The sequence below is a fragment of the Nocardioides cavernae genome, assembly GCF_013410035.1.
Taxonomy (GTDB): domain Bacteria; phylum Actinomycetota; class Actinomycetes; order Propionibacteriales; family Nocardioidaceae; genus Nocardioides; species Nocardioides cavernae_A.
Window position 1 is genome coordinate 612,252 of the sequence record NZ_JACCBW010000001.1, and the last position, 26,631, is coordinate 638,882.

At 72.7% G+C, this 26,631-nt stretch carries 24 protein-coding genes and 1 riboswitch; of the genes, 12 read left to right on the top strand and 12 right to left on the bottom strand.

Annotated elements, in window-relative coordinates; translation table 11 throughout:
• Window positions 1-24: 24 nt before the first annotated feature.
• From F4692_RS03010 to eno, 4 genes are read right to left on the bottom strand one after another with little or no spacing between them, the layout of a single operon-like run.
• Entirely contained in the window at window positions 25-948 is a 924-nt protein-coding gene (locus F4692_RS03010; protein ID WP_179618138.1) for a Ppx/GppA phosphatase family protein, read from the bottom strand.
• Window positions 945-1,499: a DUF501 domain-containing protein gene (locus tag F4692_RS03015; protein WP_308645138.1), complete on the bottom strand. Its 555-nt coding sequence runs from the start codon at window positions 1,497-1,499 to the stop codon at window positions 945-947. The genes F4692_RS03010 and F4692_RS03015 overlap by 4 nt, the downstream gene beginning before the upstream one ends.
• A complete protein-coding gene (locus tag F4692_RS20650) occupies window positions 1,496-2,131 on the bottom strand; it encodes an FtsB family cell division protein (protein WP_218858134.1) in 636 nt (211 codons plus the stop codon). The genes F4692_RS03015 and F4692_RS20650 overlap by 4 nt, the downstream gene beginning before the upstream one ends.
• A 19-nt stretch (window positions 2,132-2,150) precedes the next feature.
• A complete protein-coding gene (eno, locus tag F4692_RS03025) occupies window positions 2,151-3,428 on the bottom strand; it encodes a phosphopyruvate hydratase (RefSeq protein ID WP_179618140.1) in 1,278 nt (425 codons plus the stop codon).
• Between the two features lie 102 nt (window positions 3,429-3,530).
• On the opposite strand from eno, the gene F4692_RS03030 reads away from it, so the two are divergent.
• Window positions 3,531-4,004: a helix-turn-helix domain-containing protein gene (locus F4692_RS03030; protein ID WP_179618141.1), complete on the top strand. Its 474-nt coding sequence runs from the start codon at window positions 3,531-3,533 to the stop codon at window positions 4,002-4,004.
• On the top strand, window positions 3,991-4,281 hold the full coding sequence (locus F4692_RS03035) for a hypothetical protein (RefSeq protein WP_179618142.1): 291 nt from the start codon (window positions 3,991-3,993) through the stop codon (window positions 4,279-4,281). The genes F4692_RS03030 and F4692_RS03035 overlap by 14 nt, the downstream gene beginning before the upstream one ends.
• A gap of 100 nt (window positions 4,282-4,381) precedes the next feature.
• Here the strand turns inward: F4692_RS03035 and F4692_RS03040 are convergent, their stop codons facing one another.
• The 4 genes from F4692_RS03040 to mfd all read right to left on the bottom strand — a co-directional run bounded on the left by F4692_RS03040 (window position 4,382) and on the right by mfd (window position 10,650).
• Entirely contained in the window at window positions 4,382-5,194 is an 813-nt protein-coding gene (locus F4692_RS03040; RefSeq protein WP_179618143.1) for an HNH endonuclease signature motif containing protein, read from the bottom strand.
• Between the two features lie 760 nt (window positions 5,195-5,954).
• A complete protein-coding gene (locus F4692_RS03045; RefSeq protein ID WP_179618144.1) occupies window positions 5,955-6,368 on the bottom strand; it encodes a MazG nucleotide pyrophosphohydrolase domain-containing protein in 414 nt (137 codons plus the stop codon).
• A gap of 11 nt (window positions 6,369-6,379) precedes the next feature.
• Window positions 6,380-7,048, bottom strand: coding sequence for a hypothetical protein (locus F4692_RS03050; protein ID WP_179618145.1), 669 nt, complete (start codon window positions 7,046-7,048; stop codon window positions 6,380-6,382).
• 2 nt (window positions 7,049-7,050) lie between these two features.
• On the bottom strand, window positions 7,051-10,650 hold the full coding sequence (mfd, locus tag F4692_RS03055; protein ID WP_374757293.1) for a transcription-repair coupling factor: 3,600 nt from the start codon (window positions 10,648-10,650) through the stop codon (window positions 7,051-7,053).
• Window positions 10,651-10,865: 215 nt separating this feature from the next.
• On the opposite strand from mfd, the gene F4692_RS03060 reads away from it, so the two are divergent.
• Window positions 10,866-11,549, top strand: coding sequence for a hypothetical protein (locus F4692_RS03060; RefSeq protein WP_179618146.1), 684 nt, complete (start codon window positions 10,866-10,868; stop codon window positions 11,547-11,549).
• Window positions 11,550-11,710: 161 nt separating this feature from the next.
• Window positions 11,711-13,201, top strand: coding sequence for a M20/M25/M40 family metallo-hydrolase (locus F4692_RS03065; RefSeq protein ID WP_179618147.1), 1,491 nt, complete (start codon window positions 11,711-11,713; stop codon window positions 13,199-13,201).
• 6 nt (window positions 13,202-13,207) lie between these two features.
• Here the strand turns inward: F4692_RS03065 and F4692_RS03070 are convergent, their stop codons facing one another.
• Window positions 13,208-13,624 carry a VOC family protein gene (locus tag F4692_RS03070; RefSeq protein WP_179618148.1) on the bottom strand — a complete coding sequence of 139 codons (417 nt, stop codon included), beginning with the start codon at window positions 13,622-13,624 and terminating at the stop codon, window positions 13,208-13,210.
• 48 nt (window positions 13,625-13,672) lie between these two features.
• A riboswitch (guanidine-III (ykkC-III) riboswitch) is annotated at window positions 13,673-13,736 on the top strand.
• A 12-nt stretch (window positions 13,737-13,748) separates the two neighbouring features.
• Between F4692_RS03070 and F4692_RS03075 the strand changes: the two genes are divergently transcribed.
• Window positions 13,749-14,063, top strand: a complete 315-nt coding sequence (locus tag F4692_RS03075) for a DMT family transporter (RefSeq protein ID WP_179618149.1) — start codon at window positions 13,749-13,751, stop codon at window positions 14,061-14,063.
• Between the two features lie 30 nt (window positions 14,064-14,093).
• On the opposite strand, the gene F4692_RS03080 is transcribed toward F4692_RS03075, so the two are convergent.
• Window positions 14,094-14,864, bottom strand: a complete 771-nt coding sequence (locus tag F4692_RS03080; protein ID WP_179618150.1) for a 3'(2'),5'-bisphosphate nucleotidase CysQ — start codon at window positions 14,862-14,864, stop codon at window positions 14,094-14,096.
• A 9-nt stretch (window positions 14,865-14,873) separates the two neighbouring features.
• The gene (locus tag F4692_RS21515) at window positions 14,874-15,596 is read right to left on the bottom strand and encodes a helix-turn-helix transcriptional regulator (RefSeq protein ID WP_179618151.1); all 723 of its coding nucleotides are present in this window, start codon (window positions 15,594-15,596) and stop codon (window positions 14,874-14,876) included.
• 492 nt (window positions 15,597-16,088) lie between these two features.
• Here F4692_RS21515 and F4692_RS03090 point away from each other — a divergent pair, with 492 nt between their 5' ends.
• From F4692_RS03090 to F4692_RS03120, 7 genes are all read left to right on the top strand, one after another.
• A complete protein-coding gene (locus tag F4692_RS03090; RefSeq protein ID WP_179618152.1) occupies window positions 16,089-17,510 on the top strand; it encodes a sensor histidine kinase in 1,422 nt (473 codons plus the stop codon).
• Window positions 17,488-18,171: a LuxR C-terminal-related transcriptional regulator gene (locus F4692_RS03095; RefSeq protein ID WP_179618153.1), complete on the top strand. Its 684-nt coding sequence runs from the start codon at window positions 17,488-17,490 to the stop codon at window positions 18,169-18,171. Before F4692_RS03090 ends, F4692_RS03095 begins: the two co-directional genes overlap by 23 nt.
• Window positions 18,171-19,958, top strand: coding sequence for an asparagine synthase (glutamine-hydrolyzing) (gene asnB / locus F4692_RS03100; protein WP_179618154.1), 1,788 nt, complete (start codon window positions 18,171-18,173; stop codon window positions 19,956-19,958). The genes F4692_RS03095 and asnB overlap by 1 nt, the downstream gene beginning before the upstream one ends.
• A gap of 390 nt (window positions 19,959-20,348) precedes the next feature.
• Window positions 20,349-21,851 carry an exopolysaccharide biosynthesis polyprenyl glycosylphosphotransferase gene (locus F4692_RS03105; protein ID WP_179618155.1) on the top strand — a complete coding sequence of 501 codons (1,503 nt, stop codon included), beginning with the start codon at window positions 20,349-20,351 and terminating at the stop codon, window positions 21,849-21,851.
• Window positions 21,852-22,060: 209 nt separating this feature from the next.
• A complete protein-coding gene (locus F4692_RS03110) occupies window positions 22,061-22,660 on the top strand; it encodes a hypothetical protein (protein WP_179618156.1) in 600 nt (199 codons plus the stop codon).
• Window positions 22,661-22,663: 3 nt separating this feature from the next.
• Window positions 22,664-23,941, top strand: a complete 1,278-nt coding sequence (locus tag F4692_RS03115) for an MFS transporter (RefSeq protein ID WP_179618157.1) — start codon at window positions 22,664-22,666, stop codon at window positions 23,939-23,941.
• The gene (locus F4692_RS03120) at window positions 23,938-24,957 is read left to right on the top strand and encodes a TolB family protein (RefSeq protein ID WP_179618158.1); all 1,020 of its coding nucleotides are present in this window, start codon (window positions 23,938-23,940) and stop codon (window positions 24,955-24,957) included. Before F4692_RS03115 ends, F4692_RS03120 begins: the two co-directional genes overlap by 4 nt.
• A 3-nt stretch (window positions 24,958-24,960) precedes the next feature.
• Here the strand turns inward: F4692_RS03120 and F4692_RS03125 are convergent, their stop codons facing one another.
• Entirely contained in the window at window positions 24,961-26,598 is a 1,638-nt protein-coding gene (locus F4692_RS03125) for a DUF4082 domain-containing protein (protein ID WP_179618159.1), read from the bottom strand.
• Between the last annotated feature and the right edge of the window lie 33 nt (window positions 26,599-26,631).

The following is a 26,631-nucleotide window of genomic DNA, read 5'->3' on the forward strand; positions in this document are numbered from 1 at the left end:
CTCGTCGCGGGGTTCACGGGCACCTCATCGTCCGATCGCGGCGGCCATGCCGTGCAGGATGTCCGCCTCGGACACGAGGTGCTCGCTCACGGTCACGCGGGCGAGGATCCGGCTCCAGATCAAGGCGCCGGCGCCGATGACGTCGGCGCGGCCCGGGTGCATGTAGGGCAGCGCGCGACGTTCGGCGACCGTCATCGCGACCAGCCCGTCGACGAACGAGGTGGTCGCGTCGTTGGGCAGGACGGCCCGGTCGAAGGCGTCGCGGTCGTAGGCGCTCAGGGCGAGCACCCCGCAGGCCAGCGTCTTGATCGTGCCGGACGTGCCGATCACGGTGCGGGCGGTGCCGAGCGGGATGCCGCTGTCGTCGAGGTGCCGGTCGATGTCGGCGACGCACGCCGCGACCTCCGCGGAGGTGGGCGGGTCGCTGTGGAGGTGGCGCTCGTGGAGACGGACCGAGCCGATGTCCATCGAGACGCCCTGCCGCTCCCCTGCCTCCCCGAGCACGAGCTCGGTCGAGCCGCCACCGATGTCGACGACCAGCACCGGCTCGGCGGGCGGCGGGTCCTGGGCGGCGATCGCGCCGGCGTACACGAGAGCGGCCTCCTCGTCGCCCGACAGCACCTCGGGCACCACGCCGAGCCGACGGCGTACGCCCTCGGCGAAGCCCGCGGCGTTGCTCGCGTCGCGCGTCGCAGACGTGGCGCAGAAGCGCACCCGCGACGGCGGGACGGCGTGCCGGCGGATCACCTCGGCGAGCTCGTCGACCGCCGCGAACGTACGCTGCAGCGCCTCGTCGGAGAGCACGCCGGAGACGTCGACGCCCTGCCCGAGGCGGACGACGCGCGAGTCGCGCACGACGACCTCGAGCCGCCCGTCGTCTAACGGGCGCCCGACGAGGATCTTGATCGAGTTGGTCCCGCAGTCGATCGCCGCGACCAGCGGGGTCATCCTGCGGGGTCGACCGTCTCGTCGTAGACCGTCTCTTCGTCGACCGTCACGCAGGGGCCGGACTCCCACCACGCACCGAGCCGGTCGAGGACCTCGTCGCCGAGCGGGTTGACCCCGCGGCCCATCGCCAGGGACTGGCCGGCCAGGACGTGCAGGCACTTCACGCGGTCCGGCATCCCACCGGCGGAGATGCCCTCGATCTCGGGCACGTCGAGGCCGGCGCGCTCGCCGATCTCGGCGCGCGCCTCGAGGTAGCGCTCGTGCGCCGCGCGGTAGGCCGCGGCGAGCTCGTCGTCGGTGCCGAGCCGGTCCTGCATCTCCTTCATCACGTGCGTGCCCTCGAGCGTGCCGATGCGCGACGCCGCGCGGGGGCAGGTGAGGTAGAACGTCGTGGGGAAGGGTGTGCCGTTGGGCAGCCGTGGCTCCGTCGTCACCACGTCGGGGTTGCCGCACGGGCACCGGTGGCCGACCGACTCGATGCCGCGCGGCGGACGCTTGAGCTGGGCGTGGATGACGGCCTCGTCGGCCGGGTCGATCTTCTGCTGGTTCACTGCTTCGTTCCGTCGACCAGGTCGACAGGCTCTTCCTCGGGTGGGGGTGGGTTGCCGGCGAGCTCCATCGACTCCCAGGCCGACGTCCACCATGCCGTGGGCACGGTCTTGATCACGTCGTCGGGGTCGTTGAGCTCGGCCTGCGCCTCGAGCGGCTTGCCGTCGACGCCGATCACCTCGAAGCCGGACTCGCCGGGCATCAGGTAGCCGAAGCGGGCGCGCGCCTGCGCCTTGACGTAGGCCGGGTCGTCCCAGCGCTTCTTCTCGCGCTCGAGGTCGTCGATGCTCGCCTCGCGCTCGGCGATCTGCGCCTTGAGGTCGCCGATGTGGGAGCGCTGCTGGAGGTAGGCCCGCAGCGAGGAGGCGTACGACACGGTCAGGACCGCGAGCACCAGGACCAGCACGGCGGCGCGGCCGGTGAAGCGCGGACGGCGTCCGCCGCTCCTCGCCGCGGCGGGCCGGACCGGGGCACCGGGCGCGACGGACGGGCTGGTCTCCGACGGGCGCGAGGACGGCGTACGCGTCCCGGCTGCCCGCGGCCGTGAGCCGCGGGCGCCGGGGTGCGAGCTGGGCTGCCTCGGACCGCGCGATCCACCGGGACCACCCCGGGGAGCTCGGCGCTGAGAAGGCATGCGCCCTAGTGTGCCTGCCTCAGCCGCGGAAACGCGGGAAGGCACCCCGCCCGGCGTAGCGAGCCGCGTCACCCAGCTCGTCCTCGATGCGGAGGAGCTGGTTGTACTTGGCGACGCGGTCGGATCGGGCCGGCGCACCGGTCTTGATCTGGCCGCAGTTGGTGGCGACGGCGAGGTCGGCGATCGTGGTGTCCTCGGTCTCGCCGGAGCGGTGGCTCATCATGTTGCGGAAGCCGCTGCGGTGGGCGAGCTCGACGGCGTCGAGGGTCTCCGAGAGCGAGCCGATCTGGTTGACCTTGACCAGCATCGCGTTGGCCTGGCCACCGTCGATGCCGCGCTGGAGGCGCTCGACGTTGGTGACGAACAGGTCGTCGCCGACGATCTGCGTCTTGTCGCCGAGGGCGTCGGTGATGGCCTTCCAGCCGTCCCAGTCCTCCTCGTCGAGGGGGTCCTCGATGGAGACGATCGGGTAGGACGCGACGAGGTCGGAGTAGTAGGCGACCATGTCGTCGGTCTTCTGCTTCTTGCCCTCGAAGGTGTACTTGCCCTTGTCGTGGAACTCGCTGGCCGCGACGTCCATCGCCAGCGCGATGTCCTTGCCCAGCTTGAACCCGGCCGCCTTGACGGCCTCGGCGATCAGGTCGAGCGCGGCGCGGTTGCTCTCGAGGTCGGGCGCGAAGCCGCCCTCGTCGCCGAGCCCGGTCGACAGGCCGCGCTTCTTCAGCACCGACTTGAGCGCGTGGTAGACCTCGGCGCCCTGCTGGAGCGCCTCGCGGAAGGTCGCGGCGCCGATCGGCGCGATCATGAACTCCTGCACGTCGACGTTGGAGTCGGCGTGGGAGCCACCGTTGAGGATGTTCATCATCGGGACGGGCAGCAGGTGGGCGTTGGGGCCACCGACGTAGCGGAACAGCGGGAGGCCGGACGACTCGGCCGCGGCCTTGGCGGTGGCCAGCGAGACGCCGAGGATCGCGTTGGCACCGAGCTTGGCCTTGTTGGCCGTGCCGTCGAGGTCGAGCATCGCCTGGTCGACGAGGCGCTGGTCGTCGGCGTCCAGGCCGATCACCGCGCCGGAGATGGTGTCGACGACGCCGGCGACGGCCTTCTGCACGCCCTTGCCGACGTAGCGCTTGCCGCCGTCGCGCAGCTCGACGGCCTCGAACGCGCCGGTGGACGCGCCGCTCGGGACCGCCGCGCGACCGAACGCGCCGTCCTCGAGGAGTACCTCCACCTCGACGGTGGGATTGCCGCGCGAATCGAGGATTTCGCGGGCGCCGACTGCAGCGATGATCGACATGACTGGGGCTCCTGGTGAAGTACGTCGTGGGTCGGCAGCCAGCCTAGCCACGTCGCAGCCGGTCGTCGCCGGGTGTCCGCGGGCGTCGCTACCGTCCGGGACGTGCGATCACGCGAACCGGGACCGGCCGACCACCTGCAGGCGTACGTCGAACGCGCACGGGCCGACACCCCCGGGTCCGACCCCGACCCTCAGGTCACGCGCCTGCGGCTCGCGATGGCGGGCGAGTCCCCCGAGCGGTTCCGCGACCGGCTCCTCCTCGAGCGCGCCGCCTGGATGGCGCGCGAGACCGACCTGTCGCTGCGTGACATCGCCGCGGGGTGCGGCTTCCGCGGCTACGACGTCTTCGTCCGCGCCTTCCGCCGCGAGCTCGGCGCCTCGCCCTCGCAGTGGCGTGCCGAGCCCACGGCCTGGGAGATCGACGCCCCCGGCGACGTGCACTTCCACCCGCCCGACGGCATCCGGCTTCCGGCCCGGACCTCCCACGACGAGAGACCGTCGTTCGGTGCTGCGTACGTCGAGGCGTTCGCGCCGGATCCGCGGGTGGTCGCACTGGACGACGGTGGCGTCGGGTAGTCCCGAGTCGATCGCCACGGGGTGCGGCTTCCGCGGCTACGACGTCGTCGTCCGCGCCTTCCGCCGCGAGCTCGGCGCCTCGGCCTCAAAGTGGCGTGCCGAGCCCACGACCTGGGAGATCGACGCCCCCGGCGTCGTGCACGTCCACCCGCCCGACGGCATCCGGCTTCCGGCGCGGACCTCCCACGACGAGAGACCGTCGTTCGGTTCTGCGTATGTCGAGGCGTTCGCGCCGGATCCGCGGGTGGTCGCGCTGGAGGACGGTGGCGTCGGGTAGTCCCGAGTTGATCGCCACGGGACGGCGACACCTGGGCCGGACCGGCGCGGCACGTGCTTGTGGCCCCGCCGGTGTCAGTCTGGCGGGGTGTGGGGCGGGGTCATCGTCGGCGGGGTCGCGGGACGTCGGGAGGTGGTCCGGTGTCGATCGCTCGGGTGCCGGTGCGGTCGCGGCGGAAGCGGTGGCCGTGGGGTGAGGTCCACTCGTACGTGCCGGGTGCGGTGGTCTCGTAGTGCCACGCGGAGTGGGTCTTCAGGCGATGGTGGGTGCGGCACAGGGGCGCGAGGTTCGACGTGGAGGTTGGTCCGCCGGCGTCGTATGGAGTGACGTGGTCGAGGTCGCAGCGGCGAGCGGATCTCGTGCACCACGAGAACACGCAGGTGCGGTCGCGGAGGATGACGGCCTCGCGAATGCGGGTGGTGGGTTGATAGGCCGGGGTGGTGAGCTCGGCGTTCAGGTCGATCACCGGGTGGATGGTGACCTTGGTCCGGGAGTCGGTGCACCAGTCCTCGACGTGGTCGAGCAGGACCAGGCGCTGGCCTTCCTCGAGGCGACCGGTGGCGTCCAGCACGGAGTCGCTCGCGTTGAAGTGGGCGTGGAGGACTACCTCGCGGGCATGCAGGAGGTCGGGTCTCGATACGCCCGCTCGTTCCTCACGGGCTACTCGACCGCCTTCGTGTACCGCCTCGCGGGCTACTCGACCACCTTCATCAGTGGCGCGGGCTGCTCGACCACCTTCAGGGATGGCGAGGTCGAGGGCGGTCTGGGTGCGGGCGAGGTCTCCGAGTGCAGCGGAGCGGCGTGCGTCGAGAGACGCGTCCGACCCGAGGGCCTTCAACGTGGCGGCGCCATGGGACAAGGCGCGGTCGAGGTCGAGGGCGTCTGCGATGTCGAGCTCGGCCTCGAACCGCATGGTGCCGGCGTAGTGCACGTCCTCGCCGTGGAGGGTGGCGTGGCGGGGGTCGACGTGCTGCCACCCGTCCTCCGGGATCGTCGGTCGGGTCGGCGTCGGCGAGGTCGTACCGCTTGATCGCCTCGGCGACGAGCCGGTCCAGCTGTGCCGGCCCGATCCGTCCGGCCACGGCAGCGACCTGGGTGTCGACGAAGGCTGCGGCCTCGACGGTGAGGGCGGGTGAGGAGTGGATGGTGGTCTCGGCGACTGACCGCGCTCGCCACGCCGGCACCGACCCGGACTGGACTCCGGCATGGAGTCGCGGGAGGCGGTGGCGCAGCTCGAGGGCGTGCCCGACGAGACGCTTCGCCGCGGTCGTCGAGATCCCGAGCACCGCACCGAGCTCAGCGATGCAGAACTCGGCCACGAGCGGCGTACCCGGACCGGCGATGGGTTCCTCGTGCTCGCACCCCGGAACGGAGAACGACGCGGCGGAGTGGATCGACTCCGGCGGGTGGAGGTCAGCCCACCGCGCGGCGAGGTCGAGCTGCCGGGCAGCGGCAGCGTTCTCGGTCTCGCGCGCGGTGCGGATCGAGGCGAGCAGGCCGGCAGCGGAGAGGTCGTCGTCGACCTCCGCTGCGTCCCGTTCGAGCGTCTCGATCATGTGTTCGATTATATGCGTACGGTCCGACAGTCGCCCGGGGCTGAGCATCAAGATGATCCGCTGTTTCAACGCGACCGCGGGGCGCCCTGCTCGACCAGCGGCAACCCGCGGCCGACGTCACACCTGCAGACCGGGCTCCCCCGCGGCGTTCTCGGGCCTGTCCGTCTTCTCGGCCGCCTTGGCCGCGTCGTACAGCGCCATGACCTCCTCGACGGTGGTCGCGACGGCGTCGCCGAAGACGTGGGGGTTGCGCCGCTCCATCTTCGCGATCACCCCGCGAGCCACGTCGTCGAGCGTGAACTCCCCCGCCTCCTCCGCGATCACCGCGTGGATCACCACCTGGAGGAGCAGGTCGCCCAGCTCGTCGCAGAGCGCCGCCGAGTCACCCGACTCGATCGCCTCGACGACCTCCTCGGCCTCCTCGCGCACGTAGGGGATCAGCGAGGTGTGCGTCTGCTGGCGCTTCCAGGCGCACTCGCGCTGCAGCACCCGCATCTGGTCGGCGAACGCCTCCAGCGCGGACTCGGTCATGGGGCGCGCCCTCAGCCGCAGCGGTGGTTGACCGGCAGGGTCGCGGCGAACGCCGGGTCGGGCTCGGTCTCGAGGCCGGACCTGGCCGTGTCCCCCACGGCGACGGAGGTGTTGGTGTCGACCGGCGACAGCACGCCGTCCACCGCCTCGAGCCCGTAGCGCGGGTCGATCTCGATGCCGTTGGCGTCGGGCCACTGGTTGAAGACGTCGATGCCGGCCTGGGTGACCTGCTCGGCCGTCGGGTCGGCCACGCCCTGGTCCTCCAGCCTGATCCGGCCGACCTGGTCGAGGATGTCCTGGGCGTACGCGGTGGTGGACGCGAGCTCGACGTAGTCGTCGCGCACCTCCTCCGGCTTGGTGCCGGCGGTGCCCTGGCGCTGCGCGACGTCGTTGTAGTAGGTCGAGCCGGGCTCGACGCCGTACTGGTCGGCGATCTGCGAGGCCTGCGAGCGGAGGGTGAGGAGCTGGACGACGTACTGCCGCACGAAGCCCATCGGCACCTCGGACTCGAGGTCGCCGACGGCGGCGCAGTAGTGCTCGGTGACCGAGTCCACGTGGCGCACGGTGAGCTCCTCGTCGCCGACCTTGACGGCCACGCCGGGTGCGGCGCTCCCGCAGCCGGTCAGCAGCAGTCCTGCGAGGGCCGTCGTGGCGGCCGTCATCAGGCGGGTCTTGCTCACGCTCACTCCTTGGTCGGGTCGGTCGGGCCGGTCGCGGCTGGCGCCGGGGCGGGGACGTCGATGATGTCGTCGATCACACCGCGGGCCCATTCAAGCAGGGCCACGCCCGCCACCGGGCGTACGGGGAACCCCGCGCTCTGCGGCCGCGGGACGAGGATCGTGCTGACCGGCGCCTTGACGATGCTCTTCGGGTGCAGCCGCTGGAGGCGCACCACCCGCGACTCCGGCAGGTCGACCGGCGCGAACCGGACGTACTTGCCGGCGACCGTCACCTCGCCGACACCGACCTGGCGGCAGCGGGCCCGGAAGCGCGCGACGACCAGCAGGGACTCGACGACCTCGGGCGGGTTGCCGTAGCGGTCGAGGAGCTCGGAGCGGACCTCGTCGACGTCGGCGTCGGAACGCACCTCGGCGAGGCGCTTGTAGATCTCGAGGCGCAGCCGCTCGCTCGGGATGTAGTCGTGCGGCAGGTGCGCGTCGACGGGGAGCTCGATCCGGACCTCGGCGAGCTCGTCCTCGGTGTCGCCCTTGAAGTCGGCCACCGCCTCGCCGACGAGGCGGACGTAGAGGTCGAACCCGACGTCCGCGATGTGCCCGGACTGCTCACCACCGAGCAGGTTGCCGGCACCGCGGATCTCGAGGTCCTTCATGGCGATCGCCATGCCGCCACCCAGGTCGGAGTGCTGGGCGAGGGTCGCGAGGCGCTCGTGCGCGGTCTCCGTCAGCGGCTTCTCGGCCGGGTAGAGGAAGTAGGCGTACGCCCGCTCGCGGGACCGTCCGACCCGGCCCCGCAGCTGGTGCAGCTGCGAGAGGCCGAGGGTGTCGGAGCGCTCGATGATCATCGTGTTGGCGTTGGACACGTCGAGGCCCGACTCCACCAGCGTCGTGCAGACCAGGACGTCGAAGCGCTTCTCCCAGAAGTCGAGCATCACCTGCTCGAGCTGGCGCTCGTTCATCTGGCCGTGCGCGGTCGCGACCCTGGCCTCCGGCACGAGCTCCTTGATCCGGGCGGCGGCCTTCTCGATCGACTGCACCCGGTTGTGGATGTAGAACACCTGGCCCTCGCGCAGCAGCTCGCGGCGCACGGCCGCGACGACCTGGCGGTCCTCGTAGGCACCGACGTAGGTGAGGACCGGGTGCCGCTCCTCCGGCGGCGTCGTGATCGTGGACATCTCCCGGATGCCGGTGACCGCCATCTCGAGCGTGCGCGGGATCGGCGTGGCGCTCATCGAGAGCACGTCCACCGAGGTGCGCATCCGCTTCATCTGCTCCTTGTGCTCGACGCCGAAGCGCTGCTCCTCGTCGACGATGATGAGACCGAGGTCCTTCACCTTGATCTCGGGGTTGAGCAGGCGGTGGGTGCCCACCACGATGTCGATCGAGCCGTCGGCGAGCCCGGCGACGACCTCCTTGGCCTCCTTGTCGGTCTGGAAGCGCGAGAGCCCCTTGATCACGACCGGGAAGCCGGTCATGCGCTCGGAGAACGTCGACAGGTGCTGGGTGACGAGGAGGGTCGTCGGCACGAGCACGGCGACCTGCTTGCCGTCCTGCACGGCCTTGAAGGCCGCGCGCACCGCGATCTCGGTCTTGCCGTAGCCGACGTCGCCGCACACGAGCCGGTCCATCGGCACGACGCGACGCATGTCGGCCTTGACCTCGTCGACGGTGGTGAGCTGGTCGATCGTCTCGGTGAACGGGAAGGCGTCCTCGAGCTCGCGCTGCCACGGCGTGTCGGGACCGTAGGCGTAGCCCTGGGTGGCCTGGCGGGCGGCGTAGAGCTTGATGAGCTCGGCCGCGATCTCGCGCACCGCCCGGCGGGCCTTGTTCTTGCGCTTGGTCCAGTCACCGCCGCCGAGCCGGTCGAGGCTGGGGTTCTCCCCGCCGACGTAGCGGGTGACCTGGTCGAGGGTGTCGGCCGGGACGTAGAGCATGTCGTTGGGCCCGCCGCGCTTGCTGGGGCCGTACTCCAGGACGAGGTACTCCCGCACCGCGCCGCCGATCTCGCGCTGCTTCATCTCCACGAAGCGCCCCACGCCGTGCTGCTCGTGCACGACGTAGTCGCCGGCCTTCAGCTCGAGCGGGTCGATCTGCTTCTTGCGGCGCGCAGGCATCTTGCGCATGTCGCGGGTCGAGGCCTTCTGGCCGGAGAGGTCGTCGCCGGTGAGGACCGCGACGCCCGCCTCCTCGTCGACCAGGCCGTGGACGAGGTGGCCGCAGGTCACGGTGACGACGTCGGACCCCGCACCCTCGCCCTCCTCGACGAGTCGGGCGGCGATGTCGTTCTCGCCGAGGAGCTCGACGAACCGCTGGGCCGGGCCGTGGCCCGCGTGGACCACCGCCACGTCGACGCCGTCGGTGACCCACCCGCGGATGTCGTCGACCGCCCGCTGGAGGTCGCCGCGGTAGGCGTCGGCGCCCTGGGTGGGCAGGGTCCGGCTCGGCACGCCCGCCGTCTGCGCCTCGGCCGGCACGTCGGAGGTGTCGATCCCGAAGGGCGACACCGTCCACCAGGCGTGCCCCAGCCCGAGGGCACGGAGCCGGACGTCGGCGATCTCGCGGTAGGACGCGGCACCGAGGTCGATCGGGGCCGTGCCGCCGCCCGCGGCCGCGGCCCACGAGGCGCTGAGGAACTCCTCGCTGGTGGCGACCAGGTCGTGCGCGCGGGTGCGGGCGCGCTCGGGGTCGAGGACCAGCACGGTCGTCTCGGCGGGCATGAGGTCGACGAGGAGCTCCATCGTGTCCACGAGCACCGGGGCGAGGGACTCCATGCCCTCCACGGCGATGCCGGCGGCCATCTTGTCGGTGAGCTCGAGCAGCTGCGGGTGCGCCTGGCCGAGCTCCGCGGCGCGACGGCGTACGTCCTCGGTGAGGAGCAGCTCGCGGCACGGCGGCGCCCAGAGCCGCTGCACCGTCTCGAGCGTGCGCTGGTCGGCGACGGAGAAGGCCCGGATCTCCTCCACGTCGTCGCCCCAGAACTCCACCCGCAACGGGTGCTCCTCGGTCGGCGGGAAGACGTCGACGATGCCGCCGCGCACCGCGAACTCCCCGCGCCGCTCGACCATGTCGACGCGGGTGTACGCCGTGTCCGCCAGGCCGCGGACCACGTCGTCGAGCGGCCTGGAGTCCCCCGGGGCGAGCTCGACCGGCTCGATGTCGGCCAGTCCGGGGACCTGCGGCTGGAGCAGGCTGCGGATGGGGGCCACGACGACCTGGAGGGGGCCGTTGGCGGCGTCGGTGCCGGGGTGGCGCAGCCGGCGGAGCACCGCGAGCCGGCGCCCGACCGTGTCGCTGCGCGGGCTGAGCCGCTCGTGCGGGAGCGTCTCCCAGCTCGGGTAGTAGGCGACCGTGTCGGGGTCGACGAGGTCGGCCAGCTCCTCGACGAGGTCCTCGGCCTCGCGGGACGTCGCGGTGACCGCCAGGACCGTGCGGCCGCGCTCGACGAGACCGTGCACCACGAAGGGACGGACCGCGGCCGGACCGGTCAGGTCGAGCGAGGACTGCACGGCGGCGTCGGCCAGCGCACCACCGAGGGTGGGGGCGGAGACGAGGCGCCGGGCGGTCGCGAGGAGCGGGGTGAGGAGGGGTGTGGAGGACACCGGGATCCCTTCGGGGAGCACGCAGAACGACCCCAAACGCGTGGCGGTTGGGGGGTTTTGAGAGTCTACGGGTGCTGCCCGACAGTGGCGCACGTGGGATTCCGGCGGACCCGCCCCAGCACGACAGGGTTTGCCCGGGCGTCACGCGGGTAGCAGGCACCTCAACGCCCGGCGGACACCTGCCGGTCGACCAGAACTTCTCCTGAGAGGAACACGGGGACATGCGCACCACGCGTCTCATCGCCGGCACCGTCACGGCCGGCCTGCTCGGCCTCACGCCGATCGCCATCGCCGCGCCCAGCCAGGCCGCCGACAACTGGACCACCACCATCGTGGCCACCCCCAGCACCACCGAGCTCGAGTACGGCAGCGACCTGTCGATCTCGGTCGACCTGTCGAGCTCCGACGGCTTCGCGCCGGGCAGCACCGACGGCACCGTGACCCTGTTCGCGCAGGAGGCCGGGAGCAGCGCCTGGGCGCCGGTCGCGACCGCCGAGAACACCTACGCGTCCTTCTACGACGTCAAGCCGCGGATGAACACCGCCTACAAGGTCGTCTACAGCGGCTTCACCGACCCCGACCAGGGCACCTACGGCGACAACTACGCCGCCAGCGAGTCCGCCCCGTTCACCGTCGGCGTCGCCCGCAAGCTCACCGCCCCCAAGAGCGGCTTCGTCATCAAGGGCAAGCTCACGCCCGACGGCGGCAAGAAGAAGATCGTCATCTCGGTCTCGAAGAAGCAGGGCAAGGGCTACAAGAAGTTCAAGACGATCAAGACCAACAAGAAGGGCAAGTACAAGGTCACCCTGCCCAAGCGCAAGGGCACCTGGTACTGGAACTTCGTCGTCAAGGGCGACTCGAAGTACCTCGGCACCGGCTTCGGCTGGCGCACCTGGGTCTCCTGACCCGCTGCACCACCCGCACCACTGATCCACCCGCGACCTCAGGTCGCGCAGCGCACCCGGCCCGGCACGGACACCTCCGTGCCGGGCCGGTGTCGTCCCGGCCGCGTGATCGTCCGAAGGACGGATGCCGGACGGCCCCGTCCGACATAGGTTCGCGTGGCATGAACCACTTCTCGGGAACAGACCAGTCCACCCTGCCCACCCTCGACCGTCGCCGCCTCCTCGCCGGCGCCGCCGGAGCAGCCGGGGGCGTCGCCCTCGTCGCGGCCGGCCAGCCCGCCTGGGCCGCCGACACCACCCGCCCGGGGGCCGTGCGCCCGCCGGTCCTGCGCCAGCGCGACACCCAGGTCGTCCGCAAGATCCGGCCCGCGCGTGCGCTGCGCGACCTCCGCGTGCTGTCCGAGCAGATCGGCCCCCGCATCGGCGGCACGGCCTCGGAGAAGGCCGCCGCGGAGTTCGCGCTGACCTCGTTCCGCAGCGCGGGCTGCACGGACGTACGCCTCGAGCCGTTCGCCGTGGCCGACAAGTTCCTCGCCGACATCGGCGACCCGGACGGCCAGCTGCCCGACGACATCTGCTGGCAGGCGGGCGCCTCGCCGGACGCCGGGCTCGACGGCGCGCCGGTGACCGGTCGCGTCGTCGACGTCCGGGCCGCGACCGCGCCGGCGTGGCCCGCCGACCCGGCCGCGATCACCGGCGCGGTGGTGCTGGCCGACGACGCGCAGGACGCCGTCCCCGCCACCCGGGTGAGCCTGCGTGCGGCGTTCGTGCTGGAGGCCCAGCGACGCGGTGCGGCGGCGGTCGTGCTGCTGCCCGCCGACCTCGAGTACCCCCGCCGCGCGTCGGCGGCCTCGCTCCGACTGGTGCCGACGACCGGCACCACTCCCCCGCCGTGGACGCCCGTCGCGACGATCCCGGTGCTCGGCGTCGCCCAGGTCCAGAAGCGGCTGCTCCGCGAGGACGTCGCGGTCCGCGCGCTCCGCCTCACCATCGGCACGACCTCGCACCGCAACCTCACGAGCAACAACGTCCTCGCGGACATCCCGGGCCGTCAGGGGCCGGGCGGCTCGGTCGTCTACATCTCCGGTCACTACGACTCCGTCATCGGTGCACCGGGCGCCAACGACGACGGGTCGGGCACCGTGCTCACGCTCGAGCTCGCGCGCGTGCTGCGCACCATGCCGCGTCCCGACGCCACCATCCGGCTGGCGCTGTGGGGCTCGGAGGAGCAGGGGCTGATCGGCTCGCGCCACCACGTCGCCCAGCTGCCCCAGGCCCAGCGCGACCGGATCCGCGGCGTCTTCCAGAACGACATGGTCGGCACGAGCTGGAGCCCCGCCACCCGCTACTGGCTGCTGTCCTTCTCGGGCACCGGCAACGCGACCACCGACCGCATCCAGGCGGCAGCCTCACGCCTCGGCTACGCCCCGCAGATCTCCCCGGTGACCGAGCGTGGCGCCAGCGACCACCAGTCCTTCCAGGAGGTCGGCATCGCGTCGGCCAACTTCTCCTGGCGCGGCGAGGCGACCCCGGCGCTGCTCGAGCCGCCCTACCACTCCCCCGAGGACACCATCGCCCGCAACATCAGCATGGACCGCCTCACCGTGAGCATGGAGATGATCGGCTGCGCGGCCTACGACCTCGCGAGCTGAAGCCCCTCAGTCGCCCGCGGGCGGGGGCGGACCGGCGTCCACCTCCGCCTGCGAGCGCAGGATGCAGAACTGGTTGCCCTCGGGGTCGGCGAACACCACCCAGCCGGTGCCGGGGCCGTACGTCCCCCGCTGGTCGTCGACCTCGGTGGCGCCCAGGCCGCGGACCCGCTCGACCTCGTCGTCCCGGCTGCCCTCGCGCGGGCGCAGGTCGAAGTGGATGCGTTTGGCGGGCAGGTCGGCGTCGGGCACCTCGAGGAACAGGATCGTGTGCCCGGTCGCGGGGTCGTGGATCTCGCACTCCTCGTGACCGGGCTCGTTGGGGTCGCCGTCCCGGTCGACGTAGCCGAGCAGCGCCTTCCACCACTCGGAGAGCGCGTAGGCGTCGTGGCAGTCCACGGTCGTGTGCGAGACGAAGGAGGTCATGGGACCCACGCTGGCAAGGCGCGCGCCCGTCCGCAAGCGATTAGGGTGGGGCCACCCCACGAGGGGTGACCCGACGAGGGAGCCGTACCGGGAGCGCGACAAGACGGCCATCGAGGAGATGGCCATGGCCTGGTTCGTGCTCGTCCTGTCCGGAGTCCTGGAGGCGGTGTGGGCGACCGCCCTCGGCCGCTCGGAGGGACTCACCCGCCCGGTGCCGACCGCGACCTTCGCGGTCGCGCTGCTGATGAGCATGGCCGGTCTCGGCTACGCGATGCGCACCCTGCCGGTCGGGACGTCGTACGCCGTCTGGGTCGGCATCGGTGCGGTGCTCACGATCGTCGTCGCGGTCGTCACCGGCGACGAGCCGTTCTCCCTCGTCAAGGGACTGCTGCTCGCCGGGCTCGTCGGCTGCATCGTGGGCCTCAAGCTGGTCCACTGACCAGACCGACGAGACCCGACGAGGGCGCGCTCAGGCGGTGCCGTGGCGCCGGACGAAGTCGATGATCTCGTCGGCGAGCTCGGGACGGCACACGATGAGGTCGGGCAGCGAGGTGTCCTCCTCGTTGTAGACCAGCGGCGACCCGTCGACCCGGCTGCAGTGGAGGCCGGCGGCGCGGGCGACGGCGACCGGGGCGGCGTTGTCCCACTGGTACTGGCCGCCGGCGTGGACGTAGGCGTCGGCGAGGTCGCGGACCACGCTCATCACCTTCACGCCCGCGCTGCCCATCGGCACGAGCTCGGCGTCGAGCTCGGCCGCGAGGGCCTCGACGAAGGCCGGCGGGCGGCTGCGCGACACCGCGATCCGCGGGCGTTCGGAGGTGCGCGGGGGCACGACGCTGGGACGGCCGGTGCTGAAGGTCTCCCCCAGCGCGGGCTGCGCGACCGCACCGGCGACGAGGTCACCGTCCTCCCACAGCGCGACGTGCACGGCCCAGTCGTCGCGGGGCGGCTCGGAGAACTCCCGGGTCCCGTCGAGGGGGTCGATGATCCACACCCGGCGCGCGGTGACGCGGGACGTGTCGTCGGTCGCCTCCTCGGACAGGACGGCGTCGTCGGGCCGGTGCGCGGTGAGCACCCGGTCGAGCTCGGCCTGCGCGGCAGCGTCACCCGCGTCCTTGAGGGCCTTGCCCTCGAGGCCGTCGGCCGCGGCGCCCGCACGGACGTCGAGCAGCACGGAGCCCGCTCGTTCGGCCGCCCAGACGGCGAAGGCGTGGTCGTCGAGCGTGGTGGGATCGATCATGACGCCAGCCTATCGACGGGCGACGGCCACCGATCCCTCGCTCTCCCGCCGCGGGCTGGGGACGAGGTCGGCGCCGTCCGCCACGTCGTACGCCTGGTGGAACATCGCGACCGCCTTGAGCTGCGTCGAGGCGCCGAGCTTCGCGCGCAGGGCCTTCACGTGGCTGCGGACCGTGCCGTGCGCGACGCCCATCTCCTTGCCGACCTCGGCCACGCGGTGGCCGGAGGCGAGCAGCTCCAGGACGCGACGCTGCTGCGGCGAGAGGCTCTCGAGCTGCGCGCGCAGCTGACGGCGCCGGTCGAGGTCGAGCGCCCACGACGTCTGGAGGGCGGCCCTGCGCTCGGGGTCCATGGAGGTACCGCCGGCCGCGAGCCGGCGCACGACGGCGGCCAGCTCGGCGACGGAGGTCGTGACGGTGACGAGGTCGACGGCCTCGTTGGCGAGCAGTCCGCCCCAGCGGACGGCCGACTCGGCGGAGGTCACCACGACCACCCGTACGCCGCCGCGCTGGACCAGCCGATCCACCTGGAGCACGAGCGACGGGTTGTCAAGGCCGTCAACGATGACCACCAGGATCTCCGGTCTTTCTTCCCCGGCGACTGTCAAGCGACCACGGGCGACCGCGGACTCCCAGGTCCGGGTCTCCGCCGCCATCCCGGCAGAGCGCAGCGCCGCCGCCACCGCCTGGGCGACCAGGAGGTGCGGGGACAGCACGCACACAGGACCCGCCACGCTGATCAGTCCTCCCTCCACAGCCGGTCCGGGCCAGCCTCTCGCCCAGCCCCACGCGGGATGTCGACCGTTTGGCCAACGTGCACCACATTGGGGAGGCCGTACGCGGGAAGCGGGCCCCGCGAGGGCCGTACGTCCGTCCCGCCCGGTTCTCCCGGCGCGCCACCGCGGCAGGGGCGCCCGGGCTCCCACCGGACGCCCGGGCCACGCGTCACGACCGGCGCCGACCTACCCCCTTGAGGTGAAATTGGGGCTCACTCGGGACGGGCTCGGAAGTCGCTGAAGAGGACCTTGACGAAGCCTTGGGCAGTCCTCCCAAGTCCGGACCAGACCGCCTTTGCCCCAGATGCGGTACGGCCCACAGACTCACCTCACTCCCCGAGCAGTGGGTCTGCTCAGGGGAACGCATCACATGGGGAAGCACCAAGGGGGAAGGGAATCATGCTCGCGCTTTGCAGTGGGGAACTGCGCAGCCGGGCGGGGACAGGGATCATGGCGCTCGCGTCGTTCCTGGCCCTGGTCTGGATCGGCGCAGGAAGTAGTCAGGGCTGGTGGACACCACCGGCCGCATCGGCGGTGCCGTCTCTGGGGGACGGGCTCGTCAGTGGGATCTTCGTCGCCGGCGCCGGGTGCGCCGCGATGGTCGGCTGGCGCAGGCACGCCCGCTCGGCAGCCGGCTGGGTCGTCGCGACGGGGGTGCTCGTCGCCGGGCAGTCGCTCCTCGTGACGCTCATCGCGCTGCAGAGCACGCCGCCGCGCAGCTCCGCCGTGCAGTGGCTGGTGCTCGCGGTCGTGGCGGCGGGGGCCGCCGCGGTCGTCGGGCCGCTCGCCACGACCCGCCGCGCCGGCAGCGTCGTCGACGACACGCTGGTCATCGGGGTCGGGATGGGCCTGGTGGCCGCCGGCCACCTGCTCCTGCAGTTCCCGCGCACGCAGCCGCCGACGCCGCTCATCACCGTGGTGTGCGGCGCGCTCGTCGCCACCCACGCCGTGGTCACGGTCCTCGTGCTCCGGCAGCGCTCGGTCGACCGGCGGCTGGCCGTGCTGCTCGCCGCGACGACCGTCGTGGTCGGGCTCGGCCAGCTCGTCCCGCCGCTGGGACTGTCCGGCACCGCCGCCGACAGCCTGCTCTGGCTGGCGCGCACCGGTCTCGGTGCCGCATGGCTCGCGGCCGGCTGGTGCGTCCTGCGCCGGGCGATGGAGGACGAGCGCCGTCGGATCGACTCCGTCGAGCGGGTGCTGGTCGACGCGACCCGCGACCAGCGCGAGCGGCTCCACGAGCTGCGCAGCGCGGTCGCCGGCCTGGTCAGCGGATCCCAGCTGCTCGACCGCGAGGACCTGTCCGCCGAGATGCGCATCCGGCTCTGGACGTCGCTGCGCCGTGAGCTCGACCGCATGGAGCGGATGCTCTCCGGCGAGGTGGCCGCCGCCACCGACCTGCGGCTCGACGAGGCGCTCGAGGTCATCCTCGACGTCCAACGGCTCAAGGGCCGCCAGGTCGAGCTCCGCAGCAGCGGTGACGTCGTCCGGGCCCGCTTCGACGCGCTGGCCGAGGTCGTCAACGTCCTGATGGACAACGCCGTCAAGCACGGCGGCACGGACAGCAGCGTGGTCGAGGTCGTGCGCCGCGACGAGGAGACGGTCGACATCACGATCACCGACTTCGGACGCGGCATCCCGAAGGAGAAGCGCGCGCAGATCTTCGAGTGGGGCGGCCGCGCCAGCGCGGCTCCCGGCGAGGGGATCGGCCTCCACGTGGCCAAGCGCCTCATGACCGAGGACGGCGGCTCGCTGGCCCTGGCCGAGCGGGAGGGCACCGGCTCGTCGTTCGTCATCTCGCTGCCCGCCGCCCGCCGTTCGCCGGAGAACGACCTGACGATGGAGGGCAGTCATGGCTGGCGCCGCTCGGGCTGACCACCGGGTCCTCATCATCGACGACCACGTCCTGTTCGCGGAGTCCATGGAGCTCGCGCTGTCGCTCGAGGGCTACGACGTCCGGCGGCTGGAGCCGCCGGAGGAGGGCGGGTCGATGGCGACGCTGCGGTCGCTGGCCCTGCGCGCCAACCCGCGCACCGTCCTGCTCGACCTGGACCTGGGTCGCTTCGGCGACGGGGTCAACCTCATCGCCCCGCTCGCCCGGGCCAACGCCAACGTGGTCGTCCTGACCGGCTCCGAGGACGTGGGCCGCTGGGGCGCCTGCATGCGGCTCGGCGCCCGCAAGGTGCTGCCCAAGACGGGCGCGCTGCAGCAGGCGCTGGCCACCGTGCGACGACTCCACCAGGGTCTCCCGGTCGTCACCCGCGAGGAGCTCGAGACGCTCCTCGAGGCGTGGGCGCGCGACCGCCAGGCCAACGACGACGTACGCCGCCGGCTCGACCTGCTGACCCCGCGGGAGCGGCAGGTCCTGGGCGCCCTCATCGAGGGCCGCACGGTGCGGGCGATCGCCACGGACAGCGTGGTCTCCGAGGCCACGGTGCGCACGCAGGTGAAGTCCATCCTCGGCAAGCTGGAGGTCTCCTCCCAGCTCGCGGCCGTGGGGATGGCCAACCAGGTCGGCTGGAAGCAGGGGGCGTGATGGGTGGCATCGCAGGCGTACGCGTGTTCTCGGGTGACGGCGTCGCGGAGGCCACGCTCGTCGAGATGGCCGAACGCCTGCGCCACCGCGGCCCCGACGCGTCGGGCACCTGGGTCGGGCCCGACGTCGGCCTGGCCCACGCCCGGCTCGCGATCATCGACGACGAGCACGCGCGCCAGCCGATGCTCTCCGCCGACGGCCGCTGGGCGCTCGTGCTCGACGGCGAGATCCTCAACCACGAGAGCCTGCGCACCCACCTCGACCACCCGTTCCGCACCCGCGGCGACGCCGAGGTCGTGCTCGCCGGGCTCGCGCTCGAGGGCATCAGCTTCGTCGAGCGGCTGCGCGGGCAGTTCGCGTTCGTCGCGCACGACCTGCGCACGGGCGCCACGCACCTCGTCCGGGACCGGCTCGGCATCCTGCCGCTGCACTACCGCCACGTCCCGGGAGGGCTGGCGTTCGCCTCCGAGGTCAAGGCGCTGCTCGTCGTCGGGCCGGCTGCGGCGCTCGACCACCGCAGCCTCGACGCGTTCCTCGCCACCCGCACCGTCCCGGCCCCCGACACGCTCTTCGAGGGCGTCAAGAAGGTACGCCCCGCGCACCGCGTCGCCATCAGCGCGGGCGGGCACGTCGAGGAGGTGCCCTACTGGGTGCCGCCCGAGTGCGACCCCGACGGCACCTGGAGCGCCGGCGACGCCGTCGAGGCGGTCGGCGACGGCGTGCGCGAGGCCGTACGCACCGCGCTCGCTGCCGACGTGCCGCTCGGCGTGCACCTGTCCGGCGGACTCGACAGCAGCCTGGTCGCCGCCCAGGCCCAGCAGCTGCGCGGGGACGACCACCTGCACTCCTTCGCGGTCGCCTCGGACGGCGAGACCGACCCGGCCCGCCGGGTGGCCGACCTCCTCGGCACCCGCCACCACGAGGTGGCGGTCCGGGCCGACGAGCTCGACGCGCTCTGGACCCGACTGACCTGGCACCGCGACGCACCCATCGCCGAGACCGAGGACGTCGAGGCGTTCGCGCTCGCCCGGGCGGCGCGCGAGCACGTCGGCGTGGTGCTGTCGGGCGACGGCGGAGACGAGCTGTTCGGCGGCCACGGCCGCTACCGCTACGCCCGGCTCGCCGAGCGCGCCCACGTCCTGCCGGCCCTCGTCCGCACCGGGCTCGCCGGACCGGTCGAGCGGCGCTTGGGCGCCACGTTCACCTCGGCCGAGCGGCAGCGCCTGCTCGGCGTCGCGCCGCCGCCGGACCGGCGTACGTCCGCGGCGTCGGGCGCCGACGCGGTCGACCGCATGCTGCGCCACGACCTGCGCCACGACCTGCCCGACCACCTACTCGAGCGCGCCGACCGGATGTCGAAGGCGGCCTCGCTCGAGGTGCGCCCGGCGCTGCTGGACCACCGCCTCGTCGAGCTGGCGTTCCGGCTGCCGACGTCGCTGAAGGTGCGCGCCGGGTCGACGCAGTGGGTGCTGCGCGAGGCTGCGCGACCGCTGCTGCCCGACGAGGTGATCGACGCCCGCCCGACCCGCCGCCACCACGCGTTGCTGGACGCGGGCGTGCGCGACCTGCTCCACGACCGCCTGACCGGCACCGGCTCGTGGGTGGCGACGACGCTGGACCCCGACGTCGTGAGCGGACTGCTCCTGCACTCAGGCGGCTCCGGGGAGGTCGACGCCCGGCTCTGGACGCTGCTCGGCCTCGAGGTCTGGCACGACTGCTTCCTCGGCACCGCACCGGCCCTGCCCCGGCCGCGGCAGTCGGCGCCGTCGTACGTCCACGGCTCCTGAGGTTCGCCCGCCCCGGCGGCGGGTGACGCACGTCGGCGTACGCCCGTGTCCGGGCGCGCGGCTGCGGCGGCCGAGGAGGGGGGCCTCGACCGCCGCCACTGGTTCGCGTCGGTAATCCGGATGACGAGGCGTGGGGTTTCTCGTCACGCCAGCGGCCACCAGGGGCGGCCAGTGCGGGGCTGGCCCTAGAGGGCGAACCAGTGTTGTGGGTGCACCTCTTCGAGATTAGGTCCAGCCCCGACCGCTGCCCATCCCTCTGACTGGGTATCTCCCGGACGTGCACGCCTATCGCTCATTTGCGGCATGCCGTGCCGGCCCCGCGTTCCTAGGCTCGCACCAAGGGTCAGCAGCGGACCGCCTTGGGCGGTGGTCCGGAGGGGGTTGATGGGGATGACGCAGGTCGTAGCCGACGTGATGACGCCGGAGGTGTCGACGCTGGGGAGGACGACGATCCCCCGGCCCCGAGCAGCCGCCCCGAGCGCCTTCGTGGCTCCTCCACTCGCCCCGAGCTCCGTCACCGTCCCGCCGGCGGTCGTGCCGCCGGTGGCCGACTCCCGGCCGACCGGCTCGCGCCGCGGTCCCGTGTGGCCCGCCGTCCTCCTCGACCTCGGTCTCGCGCTCGCCGTCGGCGCCACCGCCTGGGCCACCGGCCAGCTGCCCGCCGTCGCCGCGCTCGCGCTGGCCGTCGGGTGGCCGCTGATGCTCGCCGGGGCCGGCCGCTACCGCCACCAGGCGCTGGGCCAGGCGCGCTCGGCTCGCGTCAGCGTCCTCGCCTGGTCAGGCATCCGCGCCGCCGTCCTCGCGCTCGCCCTCGCCCCGTGGCTCGGGCACGCCGACGTGACCGGCCTGGTCGCCGGCGTCGCCGCACTCACCGTCGCGAGCGGCGTCCCGTTCCTGGCCGGCCGCCGGCCGCGCCGCCCGCGCGTCGTGCTCGCCGGCCGCTCCCGCGACGTGCGCGACCTGGTCGCCGCGCTGGAGGCCTCCGGCACCCACGAGGTCGTCGCCGCCTGCCTGACGCGCACCGCCAAGGAGCCCCTCGGTGGGCTGCCGACCTACGTCGGCTTCGCCTCCGCGTCCGAGATCGCCCACCGGCACGGTGCCGACGCCGTGGTCGTGCTCCCCGGCGCGCGGCTCAGCCCGCCGGAGGTGCGTCGCCTGCACTGGTCGCTGGCCGGCGTGGGTGCCGAGCTCTACCTCGGCACCGGTCTCCTCGACGTGGAGCCCACGCGCACCCGGGTGCTGTCCGACTCCGGGCTCGACGTGATGCACGTGCGCCAACCGGTCCTCCACGGACCACGTCGTGTGGTCAAGGACGTCGTCGAGCGGGCGTTCGCGCTGGTCGCGCTCGTCCTCGCCCTGCCGCTGCTGGCGGTGCTGGCGGTGGCGATCCGCCGCGAGACCCCCGGCCCGGCGCTCTTCCGCCAGGAGCGGATCGGCCGCGACGGGGTGCCGTTCACGATGCTCAAGCTGCGTTCGATGGGGATCGACGCAGAGGCCGTGCGGGACGGCCTGGCGGCGGAGAACGAGAAGGACGAGGTGCTCTTCAAGATCGCCCAGGACCCGCGGATCACGCCGCTCGGTCGTCGGCTGCGCAAGTTCTCGCTCGACGAGCTGCCGCAGCTGTGGAACGTCGTGCGCGGCGACATGTCGCTCGTCGGCCCGCGCCCGGCGCTGCCGAGCGAGGTCGCCCGCTACGACATCGACCCGCAGCGGCGGCTCGTCGTCAAGCCGGGTGTCACCGGTCTCTGGCAGGTGTCCGGCCGCTCGGACCTGTCGTGGGCGGAGTCGGTCCGCCTCGACATCAAGTACGTCGACAACTGGTCGCTCCGGCTCGACCTGTCGATCCTGGTGCGCACCGTACGGGCCGTCCTCGGCCACCACGGGGCGTACTGACAGACGCCGGGAACACAGCAGGACCGCACTCAGGTGCGGTACGGCCGCAGGGGGCGGCCACACAGATGAAGACAACCAACCGAAGGAACAGGGCCGCGCACGTCATGACGTGCGCGGTTGCGGGCGTGGTGCTGGCCGCTTGCGGCGGGCAGGCCCCGCCGGCGGCGGACCCGACGCACGGGCAGCCCTCGGCCGCCGGCTCCGCTGACGTGGGCGCCACGAGTTCGGCCGAGCGCGACGGCACGTCGTCGATCGCCCCCGAGCCCGCGTCCGGCGCCGACGCGTCGTCCAACTCGTCGGCCACCCCGTCAGGGGACGAGCAGGGCGAAGGGTCCACCGGCGAGGAGGTCGACAACGGCAGCGAGCCGGGCCTCGAGATGCCGGAGGCCCCTGAGGAGGAGGTCGAGAGCCTGACGGAGCTCCTCACCCCCGTGCGCAGCGGACCACTCGTCTCCACGCCGCTCCCAGCTGCGGCGTCCGCTCGTGGACGGGTGGTGGCCGGCTACCCCGCCTTCCTCCGCCCCGTGCGCTCCAGCCAGGTCGAGACCACCAGCGTCTCACCCTCTGCCGGACGCCTGCAGGTCGCGCTGGCGGGCACGAGCGCCCTCGCGCCGGAACAGGTGCTCGTCGCCTTCCGCACGCGGTTGTCGGGTCGCGGCCTGCAGGAGCAGGATGCTCCGGTCACCGTGGCCGGCGCCCGCGCAGCCGCGTTCCGACGCGGGGACAGCACCGTCACGATCACCGTCCAGGCCCGGTCGGGACGGACGAGCTATTCCGTCCACGCGACGCTGCGTGCCGGGAGAGACTGAGCCATGTACATCAGCGTCCGGGACAGGCCCGGTGCCGACGAACGCGCCGCCGACGGCACGCGAGCCGCCCGTCCCCCGGTGGGCCGCGCGGTCGTCCTCCTCGGCATCGTGTCGCTCCTGACCGACGTCTCTTCGGAGTCCGTCTCTGCGATCCTGCCGCTCTACCTCACGATGGTCGTCGGGCTGTCGCCCGTCGCGTACGGCCTCATCGACGGCCTCTACCAAGGCGTCAGCGCGCTGGTGCGCCTCGGTGGCGGCTGGGTCTCCGACGCCACGGACCGGCCCAAGTGGGTCGCCTTCCTCGGCTACGGCCTGTCCGCCGTCGCACGCGTCTTCCTCCTCTTCGCCTCCGGCGCCGCAGGCATCGCAGCCGTGGTCACCGCGGACCGCATCGGCAAGGGCATCCGCACTGCGCCACGGGACGCGATGATCAGCACCGCGACACCCACCGAGCACCTCGGTCGCGCGTTCGGCGTCCACCGGATGCTCGACACCATCGGCGCAGCACTCGGCCCGTTGATCGCCTTCGGCCTGCTGTGGGCGATCCCCGACGGCTACTCGGTCGTCCTCGTCGTGTCCCTCGCGTTCGCCCTCGCCGGCGTCGCGCTGCTGGGGCTGCTCGGCCCGGACGTACGACCCCGGAGGGACCGCGGCGCCCGCGCTGCTGGACAGACAGGACCCACGCCTCCGCCGTTCCGTTGGCGCGACCTCGGCGACCGCCGCCTGCGTCCGCTCCTGGTGGTGGCGGGCGTGCTCGGCCTGCTGACCGTGGGTGACGGTTTCATCTACCTCGCGCTGCTGGACCATGGCGGCGTCAACGTGACGTGGTTCCCGCTGTTCTACGTCGGCACCAACGTCGCCTACCTGTTCCTGGCCGTCCCGATCGGACGACTCGCCGACCGGGTGGGACGGTCCCGCACCCTGGTCCTGGGGCACCTCGCGCTCGTCGGCGCCTACCTGTGCTCGGTCCTGCCCACGTCCACTGCGGCCGCCACCGTCGGGACGCTCGCGCTGCTCGGCGTCTTCTACGCGGCCACCGACGGCGTGATCGCGGCCATCGCCGGCCGTCTCGTGCCCGTCCAGGCCCGCACGAGTGGCATCGCAGCGGCCCAGACGGTGGTGGCGGTGGCCCGGATGCTCGCCTCGGCCGGCTTCGGACTGCTCTGGTTCCTCCTCGGTCCCGCCGCCGCGATGGCGACCGTCGCCACGCTCCTCACCGTCGCGATCGCCGGCGCCGCGACCCGGATCGGCCGTCTCGACCGGTCCGAGGTCACAGCGTGACCGGGCGCGCCCGGGTCGTGGCCTTCGTCGCCGTCGTCGTCGTGCTGGTGGCCGCCGCCGGGTTCTACGTCCTGCGCGAGGGTCGCGAGGTACGCGCTCAGCGTGCCGCCGAGCCCGACACCGCGCAGGCACCGGTCGACGCGGTCGCCGACGGTCCACGCATCGTCTTCCGCCACACCGGGATCGACGCAGAGTACGGGCACGTCGCGATGGTCGGTCTCGATGATCCGTCCGGACCGCGCGCCTTCACGGACGTCGTCTGCGACCGGGTCGCCGCCCGTGCCTCGGGTGCCTCGTGCTTGGCGACCGAGCGCGGGGTTGCCACGGCCTACACCTCCCAGCAGCTGGACGCCGACTGGCAGGTGGTGGACGACACTGACCTGCCCGGCATCCCGAGTCGCACCCGCCTCTCCCCGGACGGTTCGCTCGTGGCGACCACGGTGTTCGTGACCGGGCACTCCTACATGTCGACCGGCTTCTCCACCGCCACCGAGGTGCACGCTTTCGACGGTGGCGAGCGTTGGGGCAACCTGGAGGAGTTCCAGCTCGTCGTCGCCGGGGAGGAAGTGGATCCTGTGGACCGCAACGTCTGGGGGGTGACCTTCGCCGACGACGACCGGACGTTCTACGCGACGGTCGCCACCGGCGGCCGTACACATCTCGTGGAGGGCGACCTCCAGGCGCGCACGCTCACTGCGGTCGCCGAGGACGCGGAGTGCCCGGCACTCTCACCCGACGGTTCGCGCGTCGCCTTCAAGGTCGACGTCGACCCGGGCCGCAAGGTGGTGTGGCAGATCGCCGTCCTCGACCTCGCCACCGGCGATCGCGCGGTGCTCGAGGACGGTCCGCGCGGGCTCGACGACCAGGTCGAGTGGCTCGACGACGACACCCTGCTCTACGGCATGCCGCGTCGCGACGAGCCCGGAGTGACCGACGTGTGGTCGGTCGACGCGGCAGCCGACGCCACGCCGGAGCTGCTCATCGAGCAGGCGTGGTCGCCGACGGTCGTCCCGTGAGTGCTACTCCGTGGGCCGCGAGATCGGCGCGCCGTCGACGAAGCGGTTCCTGTCCCAGACATTGTCGTTGACTGCCCCACGGCCGTGGAGGCTGTTGCTCGGTCCGTAGACGCCGCACTTGCGCGTGCTCCCGCGCGCGAACACGTTGTCGGTGACGACGATGCGGGCCGTGTCCGGGTAGGGCTTGCCTGGGTAGTAGCCCGGGTTGAGGCAGTACGCCGCCTGCCGGTGGATCGACTGTCCTGAGTCAGCGAATGCCGAAGCGAGGAAGTTGCGCGTGATCGTGATGTCCTGGACCGGCGCGTAGTCGCCGTAGAAGCCGATGACCGCCGAGCAGCCCGCGTCGTCGACCGGGTCGGAGACCGCCGCCCAGTCGCCACAGCTGCCGTAGTTGTGGTCGATCGTGAAGTGGTCGGTGCCGTTCCCGCCGAAGGCGTTGTAGTGGTAAGCGCCTCCGAGCTCCATGCCGTGCACCCAGCTGTCGCGGGCGACGCAGTTGGACTCGCACTTGATCACGCCCTGCCCACCGTGGGAGTTCACGCGGGTGGCGTAGAAGTTCGAGCGGCCGATGTTCTCCCAGAAGGGCAGGTCCGTCGGCGCCACCTCCGTGTCCTCGATGACTGTGGGGCCATAGCTCGACTTCTCGGCGAAGATGACACCCCTGACCAAGGAGTTGCGGATCGTCACGCACGGGGTCGAGGGCGAGGTCGTGCCGTTGCCGGCCTCGATGAGCAGCGTGCCGTTGACCTGCTTGGAATCGATGACGACACCACACGTTCGGATCGTCATCGGGCCGTTGTACGGCGTGAGGGTGACGGGGGTGCGGGAGTCACCGGGCAACCCGTGTGGGTAGCCCGTGTTGTGCGGGCCCGGCCAGCAGCCGCCCCACGGGTCGGCACCGCCGGGTGTGTTGGCCTCACCGACGCACGGTCCGGCCTGCGTCGTGGGGGGCGTCGTGGTCGTCGTCCGCGCCGGGACGAAGCGGACGTCCACCCAGTAGTTGTCCTTCGTGCCGGACGCGCGGTTGGGGAAGCCGGCGCCGCGCTTGGACCGATAGACACCGTTCTTGCCCGCCGAGGCCGTGAGCGCGTCGGTCGCACGGGTCTTCGAGAGGCCACTACGTGTGACGGCATGAGTGCCCGAGGCGGCGAATGCGGACACGACGTAGGTCTTGCCGGGGCGGACGGTCACCGGCTCGGCGAACCGGACCGACACCCAGCCCTTGCGGCTGGACCGGGAGAACGTCGCGGTGCGGAGCTGGCGACCTCGAGCCGTCCACAGCGACCCGGTCCGCGGCGTCGTCGACCGAGCTGCGCGGGGCTTCCACACCCGCATGCCCGTGACCGTGCCACGGACCTTCGGGCTGAAGCGCATGCCCACCTCGCGCGACCCACCCGTGCGGACTCGGACCTTGCCGGACGGCGCACCGTTGGCGAAGAGCCCCGAGCCGGCCGCGGCGCGAGGCGCTGGGTCTGCGATGCGCTCGGGACCCGCCTGCGAGGGAGCCACGACGCCGGCGATGGCAGCGCTTGCAGCAAGCAGGCCGACGCCCGCGAGGGACAGGCGACCGCGCCACGTGTGTGTCGCGGCGGCGCGGTCGAGCGAAGCGGCGGGTGGGGAGGTACGCAGGAACTGGGGCACGGGGGGATCACCTCGGGAGGGCTGGAGACCAGG